Origin of the sequence: Clostridium ganghwense (assembly GCF_026735165.1) — a bacterium.
Lineage (GTDB): Bacteria > Bacillota > Clostridia > Clostridiales > Clostridiaceae > Clostridium_H > Clostridium_H ganghwense.
This window is the reverse complement of the sequence record NZ_JAPQES010000015.1, coordinates 1-7674: the sequence shown is the minus strand read 5'-3', so window position 1 is coordinate 7674 and position 7674 is coordinate 1. Positions and strand designations below refer to the sequence as shown.

Here is a 7674-nt window from a genome sequence, read left to right as displayed (position 1 = left end):
AATAATTAAATTCACTGTGCAATTTTGAGAGAACAAAATCTCAAATATTCCGCGATAGCTCAACGGTGGAGCACTCGGCTGTTAACCGATAGGTTGAAGGTTCGAATCCTTTTCGCGGAGCCATTTTTAAAATTAAATCTGGTGGTTATGGCTTGAAGGTAACACCCGTTCCCATACCGAACACGAAGGTTAAGCTTCAAAGCGCCAATGGTACTGCACTGGAGACGGTGTGGAAGAGTAGGTCGTCGCCGGGTAAAAAATGGATCTTTAGCTCAGCTGGTTAGAGCAACCGGCTCATAACCGGTAGGTCCGGGGTTCGAGTCCCTGAAGGTCCACCATATGGGGGTATAGCTCAGCTGGGAGAGCACCTGCCTTGCACGCAGGGGGTCAGGAGTTCGAATCTCCTTATCTCCACCATTGAAAACAGTCTTGTATAAGACTGTTTTTTTATTTTTTTGAAACATTCCATAAAAAATTTGGAATAGAGTATTTTCTAAATAGTATTTAAATTATTGAGTATATGTCTGAAAACTCTACATTTATACTTTCTACATAGTCATTTTTTATATTACCATTTTTTACTTTAGTGTTCTCACTCTCTATTATTTTAACTGGAAGTTCTATAATAAATTCACTTCCTTTACCATATTGACTTTTAACAGCAATTTTTCCACCATGCATTTTAACAAGAGATTCAGTAAGAGATAAGCCTATACCGCTTCCTTCATGATTTCTTGTAAAGGACTTGTCTATTTGGGTGAAACGGTGAAAAATTATTTCTAGTTTATCTTTTGGAATTCCTATTCCTGTATCTTTTACTGCTATAATTATGTTTTCACCTTTATCATACATGTTTACAATTATATTTCCACCTGGTTCTGTAAATTTTACAGCGTTTGATAATAAGTTTAAGATAATCCTTTCAATTTGATTGGGATCACAGGCCATAATTTTCTCTTCTACATCTGTATCAAATAAAAGATGTATATTTTTATTTTCTATATATTCTGCAACAGATAAAGTTATATTTTCAACAATATTTACAATATTATAGTTTTTTAAATGTATATCAAAATATCCTGAATCTATTTTAGTAATATCTATCAAATTATTGATTAATCTTAGAAGCCTATAACAATTTTGTTTAACAATATTTTGATATTTTCTACTATACTTTAATTCTAGGATGTTGTTTTTTTCTTGATAAGCTATCAACTGTAGTGTACTAAGAATTAGATTCAATGGGGTTCTAAGTTCATGTGAAATATTTGCAAAGAATTCTGTTTTTAATTTATCATATTCCATTATTCTATCTAATTTTTTTTGATTTTCTTGTAAAGAGTTTTTAGCTTTTTTTAGCTCAGTAATATCAATACCTACAGATTGAAATTCGATAATTTGACCATTAACATCAAAAAATGCTTCATCAGTCCATCTCTGCCAAGAAACTTGCCCAATTGAATTTATTGAACAATGCTCATAAGTTTTAATAGTATTTTCAATACTAAAAGAATTTAAGTATTTTTTTATGTTTTCATGATCTTCTTCTGGAACCAATGATAGAAAAGTAGTTCCAACTAATTCATCATGTGTTTTATTAAAGTGATAACAATAAGCTCTATTAACAAAAGTTAATTTTCCATTTGGCAAAAACCTACAAATCATATCATGATGATTTTCTACAATTGAGCTATATTGCTTTTGACTAATCTTAAATTTATTTTTTCTATCTTCATCTTTAGTAATATCATAAGCTTTGCAAAGAATATATTTAATATTATTTTTTTTATCAAGTATAGGAGTCTTTGTAATGTGTAATAAACAAGCTTCTCCTTTATTGTTTGTAATCCATTCTTTAGTGATAATTTGTTTTTTTTCTTGCCAAACTTTCATAGTACTCTCTATGCATATATAAGCTTCTATATCAAATAATACGTTACGCAATTTTTTATTTTCTATGTCTTTTTTATGTTTACCTAAAAAATTTGCATGAGCTTTATTAACAAATCCATAGGTTTCCACATCATGTAAAGTCCATAATTGAATATCTAGGTCATCTAACATTAATTTATATTCTTCTAATTTTGATTTATATATTGTTTGCATATTATACAGCCCCTTGAGATTTATATATATTTCATATTAACAATATTATACATTGTTATAAATGTTAAATATGTCGAAAAAACTGGAATTATATATTTTAAAACTTATAATATTCAATAGGGATATAAATAAGAAAAGAAACCCAAAACAAATGCTTTGAGTTATATTGATGTGAAGTTTTTTTACATACAAAATCAGTGCTCTTATACTTAAAAGAATTTAAATTAAATCAATTCTATTTTTTTCTAATACTTCACAAATTTTAGAATTAGGAGTTTGTTCTGTAACAATGGCATCTATATCTTTTAGATGTGCAAATTTATAAGCACCATCAAAGTAAAACTTTTCATTTTCCATTACTAGATATATATTTTTCCCTGAATTCATTATCGCTTTTTTTGTGTTTCCTTCTTCCATATCAAAATTACTTACGGTATTATCCAAGAGGTTGACGCCACAACTTCCAATAAAGGCCTTATCTACTCTATATTTAGAAATGTTTTCAATAGCTGCTGAACCAATTACTCCTCCAAGTTTCTTACTGTAGGTTCCTCCTATACATATAATATCTGTATTTAAATTATTTTTGAAATGAGTGGTTATTTCAACCATATTAGTTAAAATAGTCAAACGTTTATTGCTTTTAGCAATCATTTCAGCTAGTAGAAAATTAATGCTTGAAATATCAAGAAATATCATATCATTTTCTTCTATAAATTCAAATGCTTTTTGGGCTATTTTTTTCTTCAAATCTAGGTTTTTTATCATTCTGCTAGAAATGCTTGTATTATGAGCTAAATTTCTCTCTAAAATTGCACCACCATAAGTTCTTTTTATTTTTCCCTCTTTTTCTAGTCTTTGCAAATCTTTTCTAATCATGGGTTCAGATACGTTAAACTTTATACTTAAATCTTTAACCAAAACTTTTCCATTTTCTCTTAATAAATCTAAAATTTGTTCTAACCTTTCTTCTGCAAACATTAATTCATCACCTTTAAAATAATAATAATTGATAATAAAAAATCAAAAATAATAATCTGTTTATTTTATATTATAGTCCAATAACTATCAATAATAAAGCTAATTTTTACTAGAATTTATTTATATAATTATGCTTGACTTTGAAACAAAAAGAAATTAAAATGAAGATAAATGATAACAAACGATAACAAATGAATATGAATGATAAGAAATGAAAAATAGATTTTTATATAAAAGGTGATAAAAATGATAAAAACAACTATTTGTGAAATTGAAAGATATGCTGTTCATGATGGACCTGGGATTAGAACTGTAGTGTTTCTAAAGGGATGTCCTCTAAAATGCTTATGGTGCAGCAATCCTGAAACACAGAGAAAACAAAATGAAATTTATTACAACTCAAAAAAGTGCATTATGTGTGAAAGATGCGTAGATGCATGTAAAGAAAAGGCCTTGAGAGTTAAAGAAGACAGGATATCTATAGATAGAGAAAAATGTACTTCTTGTGGAGCTTGTACTAAAGAGTGCCCTATGGGCGCATTAAATTTAGTTGGTAAGTTTATGTCTGTTCAAGAAGTATTTCAAGAAGTAAATAAAGATATGGTGTTTTATCAACAATCCCAGGGGGGAATTACAATTTCTGGTGGAGAAGTTTTAATACATGGAGATTTTACTGTAGCATTATTAAAAGAATGTAAGAAAAATTATATTAATACTGCGATTGAAACCAGTGGATTTGGAAACTATGAAACACTGAAAAGTATAAGTGTATATGCAGATTTGATTATGTTTGATATAAAACATACAAATAATGATACTCATAAAAAGTTAACAGGGGTTGAAAACAAAACAATATTGGACAATCTAAATAAGCTATCTAAAATACACAGAAACATAATCATAAGAGTGCCTCTTATAACAGGTTTGAATGACAGCATAGAAAATATAGAAAATACAGTTAAAATAGCAGAACAATACGGAATAAAGGAGGTGCATTTACTACCATATCACTCATTGGGAAAAGAAAAATACAAACAGCTTCAAAAAAAATATGCACTGGAGAATATTCAAAGTCCTGAAGAAATCCATGTAAATAAATTAAAAAAATTAATTGAAAGTTATAGTATAAAATGTGTAATTGGTGGATAAAGGGGGAAAAACAATGTTAAAGAATTTTGAAATTAAAAGTGAAAGAGTAAAAAGATTAAGAGAATCTGTTTTATCTCAAACTCCTAGAGTATGTATTGAAAGAGCAAGATATGTAACAGAAGCTTATAAAGAAAATGAAGCGCAGCCAATATATATAAAAAGAGCAAGAGCTGTTGAGAAAACTTTAAAAAATATGTCCATTTATATCAAAAATGGTGAATTAATTGTTGGAAACCAGGCATGTGAGGAGAGAACAGCTCCAGTCTTCCCTGAATATGCAGTGGAATGGATTGAAAATGAATTAAAAGAGAAAGAAAATTTTAACAAGAGAGAAGGGGATAACTTTTATCTTCCAGAGGAACATATACAGGAGCTTTTAGAAATAGTTCAGTACTGGAAAGGCAAAACCCTTAGATCAAAATGCTATGCAATGATGCCAGAGGAAATAAAGAAAGCTACAGAAGTTAAAATAATTCATGGAGAAGGAAATATGACTTCTGGAGATGGACATATAGTACCAGACTTTGAGAAAGCATTAAAGCTTGGATTAAATGGGATAATAAAAGAAGCAGAGGAAGAATTAGAAAAGATAGATATTGGTGAAAATGATGGATTAAGAAAGAGGGCATTTTTGCAATCCATTATCATTATAAACAATAGTGTTATAGAATTTGCTGAAAGGTATGCACAATTAGCTAAGGAATTAGCACAAAAAGAGAATAATGAAAAAAGAAAAGAAGAACTATTAAAAATATCAGAAATGTGTACTAGAGTTCCAGCAGAAAGTCCAAGAAATTTCTATGAAGCAGTTCAAATGATTTGGTTTATACATTTAGTTATTCAAATTGAAAGTAATGGACATTCAGCTTCTTTGGGAAGAGTAGACCAATACTTGCATAAGTATTATAAGAAGGATATAAACAATAAAATTATAAATAGAGAATTTGCAAAAGAATTACTTCAATGTTTATGGATAAAGTTATTTTCTATATTAAAAATTAGACCTACATCTCACTCAGGATATGGTGCTGGATATCCAACATATCAAAATGTAACTATAGGTGGATTAAATATAGATAATTCTGATGCAACCAATGAATTAAGTTATTTAATTTTAGAAAGCGTTGGAGAAACAAAATTAACTCAACCAAATCTTTCTGCAAGACTTAATTTAAATAGTCCTGAAAGATTTATAAGAGAGTGTGCAAAAATTATTGCAACCGGGTTTGGAATGCCTGCTCTTCACACTGATGAAATAATAATCCCTGCTTTATTAAATAAGGGAGTAGAATACAAAGATGCTTATAACTACACTATGGTAGGTTGCGTGGAAGTAGCTGTTCCTGGTAAATGGGGGTACCGCTGTACAGGAATGACCTTCTTAAATATGTTAAAGGCTGTTGAGTTAACTTTAAATGATGGTTATGATGAACGTACAGGATACACATTATTAACTAGAAATGGTAATTTGTTAGATTTTAACACATACGAAGAGTTATGGAAGGCATGGGAGAAAAATATTGCTTATTACACTAAACTATCAGTTGCTTTAGACAAGCTTGCAGATACAAATCTTGAGGAATACCCAGACATTTTCTGTTCTTCATTAGTTGATAATTGTATTAAAAGAGGCAAGACAGTCAAAGAAGGTGGAGCTGTTTATGATATAGTTGCTGGATTACAAGTTGGACTTGCAAATGCCGCAAATTCTTTTGCTGCCATGAAAAAATCAATATATGAAGATAGACTTTTAACTACTGAAGATGTAATGAATGCTTTAAAGACTAATTTTGCAGGGATAAAAGGAGAAAAAATAAGAAAAATATTAAACAATGCTCCTAAGTATGGAAATGATATTGATTATGTAGATAATGTTGCAAAAGAAGTTTATGACACTTATATTAAGGAAATAAAAAAATATAAAAATACAAGATATGGTAGAGGACCTATTGGTGGTAATTATGGATTATCTACATCTGGAATTTCATCTAATGTACCAATGGGGTGTGTAACAGGAGCAACTCCAGATGGAAGGAAAGCTTGGACACCGGCAGCCGAAGGGGCTTCTCCAGTACAAGGAACAGATACAAATGGACCTACTTCTGTATTAAAAACCATTACTAAACTACCTACTATTTTAATGACAGGTGGACAGCTGCTTAATAAAAAATTCTCACCTGAATTAGTAAAAGATGAAATTGGATTCGAAAAATTTGTAGCATTAATTAAATCCTTTATTGCAGTAAAAGGATGGCATGTTCAGTTTAACATTATTTCAACTGAAACATTAAGAGAAGCGCAGAAAGATCCTGAAAAATACCGAGATATAATTGTTAGAGTTGCAGGGTATTGTGCACAATTTGTTACATTAGATTCAACAACTCAGGAAGATATAATTTCAAGAACGGAACAGAAATTTTAAGGAGGACAAAAACTATGATATACATGTTAGATACAGCTAATTTAGAAGCTATAAAAAAAGCATATGATTTATACCCTTTAAGTGGTGTAACTACTAATCCAACAATTATTTCAAAAGAAAACAACGGATTTATAAGTATATTAAAGGATATTAGAAGCATTATCGGTGAAGATTCAATGCTACATGCACAAGTACTAGGAAAAACTGCCGATGAGATGGTAAAAGAAGCTGTATATTTAAAAGAAAAAGTAGAAGGAAGTCTTTATATCAAGATTCCTGTAACTCCTGAGGGGATTAAAGCAATAAAAATCTTAAAGAAAGAAGGAATTAAAATAACTGCTACTGCTATTTTTACAGCACAGCAGGCATTAATGGCTTCAATTGCTGGTGCAGATTTTGTAGCTCCTTATGTAAATAGAATAGATAATATAAGTGGAAATGGAGTAGAAGTTGTAAAAATTATTACAAATCAAATTAATATATACAACTTAGATACAAAAGTATTGGCAGCTTCATTTAAGAATGTTCAACAAGTACATGAAGTTTCAAAAATTGGTGCACATTCAGTTACAGTAAATCCAGAAATAATGGATAAAATGTTAGAACATCCATTAACAGATTGGAGTATAGATCAGTTTATTAAAGATTGGGAAAGTATTTATGGAGAAGGTAAATTAATAACAGATATAAAATAATAAATAAATATTGCTAAAATTAAGACTGTAAAAGGGGTATCAACATAAGCTTTTACAGTCTTTTTAGTATATTAATCATATACTTTTCCACGTGTATCAAGATAAAATTAATTAAGAAAAATAAAGGAAAACATAAGAAATTGAATTTAATTTAATTATATACAGCATGTTTTATATAATTAAATTAAAATTTGTGATAAGATATTCCTTGTCGTCGCGAGAGTGGCGATGAGGAAACAACAAAGTATGAATTTAAGGGTTTGAGAAAATTCAAAAGATTCAAAAAAAGTTGTTGACAAGAAAAAGTTCAGGTGATATACT

General features: G+C 29.3%; 5 protein-coding genes, 3 tRNA genes and 1 rRNA gene. 7 read left to right on the top strand and 2 right to left on the bottom strand.

Annotated elements, in window-relative coordinates; all coding sequences use genetic code 11:
• Nucleotides 1–48 precede the first annotated feature (48 nt).
• The 4 genes from OXH55_RS19745 to OXH55_RS19730 all read left to right on the top strand — a co-directional run bounded on the left by OXH55_RS19745 (nucleotide 49) and on the right by OXH55_RS19730 (nucleotide 417).
• A tRNA-Asn gene (locus OXH55_RS19745) sits at nucleotides 49–123 on the top strand.
• Between the two features lie 14 nt (nucleotides 124–137).
• A 5S ribosomal RNA gene (rrf, locus tag OXH55_RS19740) occupies nucleotides 138–254 on the top strand.
• 7 nt (nucleotides 255–261) lie between these two features.
• Nucleotides 262–338 (top strand) — tRNA-Ile (locus tag OXH55_RS19735).
• A 3-nt stretch (nucleotides 339–341) separates the two neighbouring features.
• Nucleotides 342–417 (top strand) — tRNA-Ala (locus tag OXH55_RS19730).
• Between the two features lie 87 nt (nucleotides 418–504).
• On the opposite strand, the gene OXH55_RS19725 is transcribed toward OXH55_RS19730, so the two are convergent.
• On the bottom strand, nucleotides 505–2106 hold the full coding sequence (locus OXH55_RS19725; protein WP_268051870.1) for a PAS domain-containing sensor histidine kinase: 1602 nt from the start codon (nucleotides 2104–2106) through the stop codon (nucleotides 505–507).
• 219 nt (nucleotides 2107–2325) lie between these two features.
• Nucleotides 2326–3087 (bottom strand): DeoR/GlpR family DNA-binding transcription regulator, encoded by a 762-nt coding sequence (locus OXH55_RS19720; RefSeq protein ID WP_268051869.1) that lies wholly within the window; start codon nucleotides 3085–3087, stop codon nucleotides 2326–2328.
• Between the two features lie 246 nt (nucleotides 3088–3333).
• Here OXH55_RS19720 and OXH55_RS19715 point away from each other — a divergent pair, with 246 nt between their 5' ends.
• From OXH55_RS19715 to OXH55_RS19705, 3 genes are read left to right on the top strand one after another with little or no spacing between them, the layout of a single operon-like run.
• Nucleotides 3334–4236 (top strand): glycyl-radical enzyme activating protein, encoded by a 903-nt coding sequence (locus tag OXH55_RS19715; protein ID WP_268051868.1) that lies wholly within the window; start codon nucleotides 3334–3336, stop codon nucleotides 4234–4236.
• 13 nt (nucleotides 4237–4249) lie between these two features.
• Nucleotides 4250–6658: a glycyl radical protein gene (locus OXH55_RS19710; protein WP_268051867.1), complete on the top strand. Its 2409-nt coding sequence runs from the start codon at nucleotides 4250–4252 to the stop codon at nucleotides 6656–6658.
• Nucleotides 6659–6672: 14 nt separating this feature from the next.
• Nucleotides 6673–7353 (top strand): fructose-6-phosphate aldolase, encoded by a 681-nt coding sequence (locus tag OXH55_RS19705; RefSeq protein WP_268051866.1) that lies wholly within the window; start codon nucleotides 6673–6675, stop codon nucleotides 7351–7353.
• Nucleotides 7354–7674: the final 321 nt, after the last annotated feature.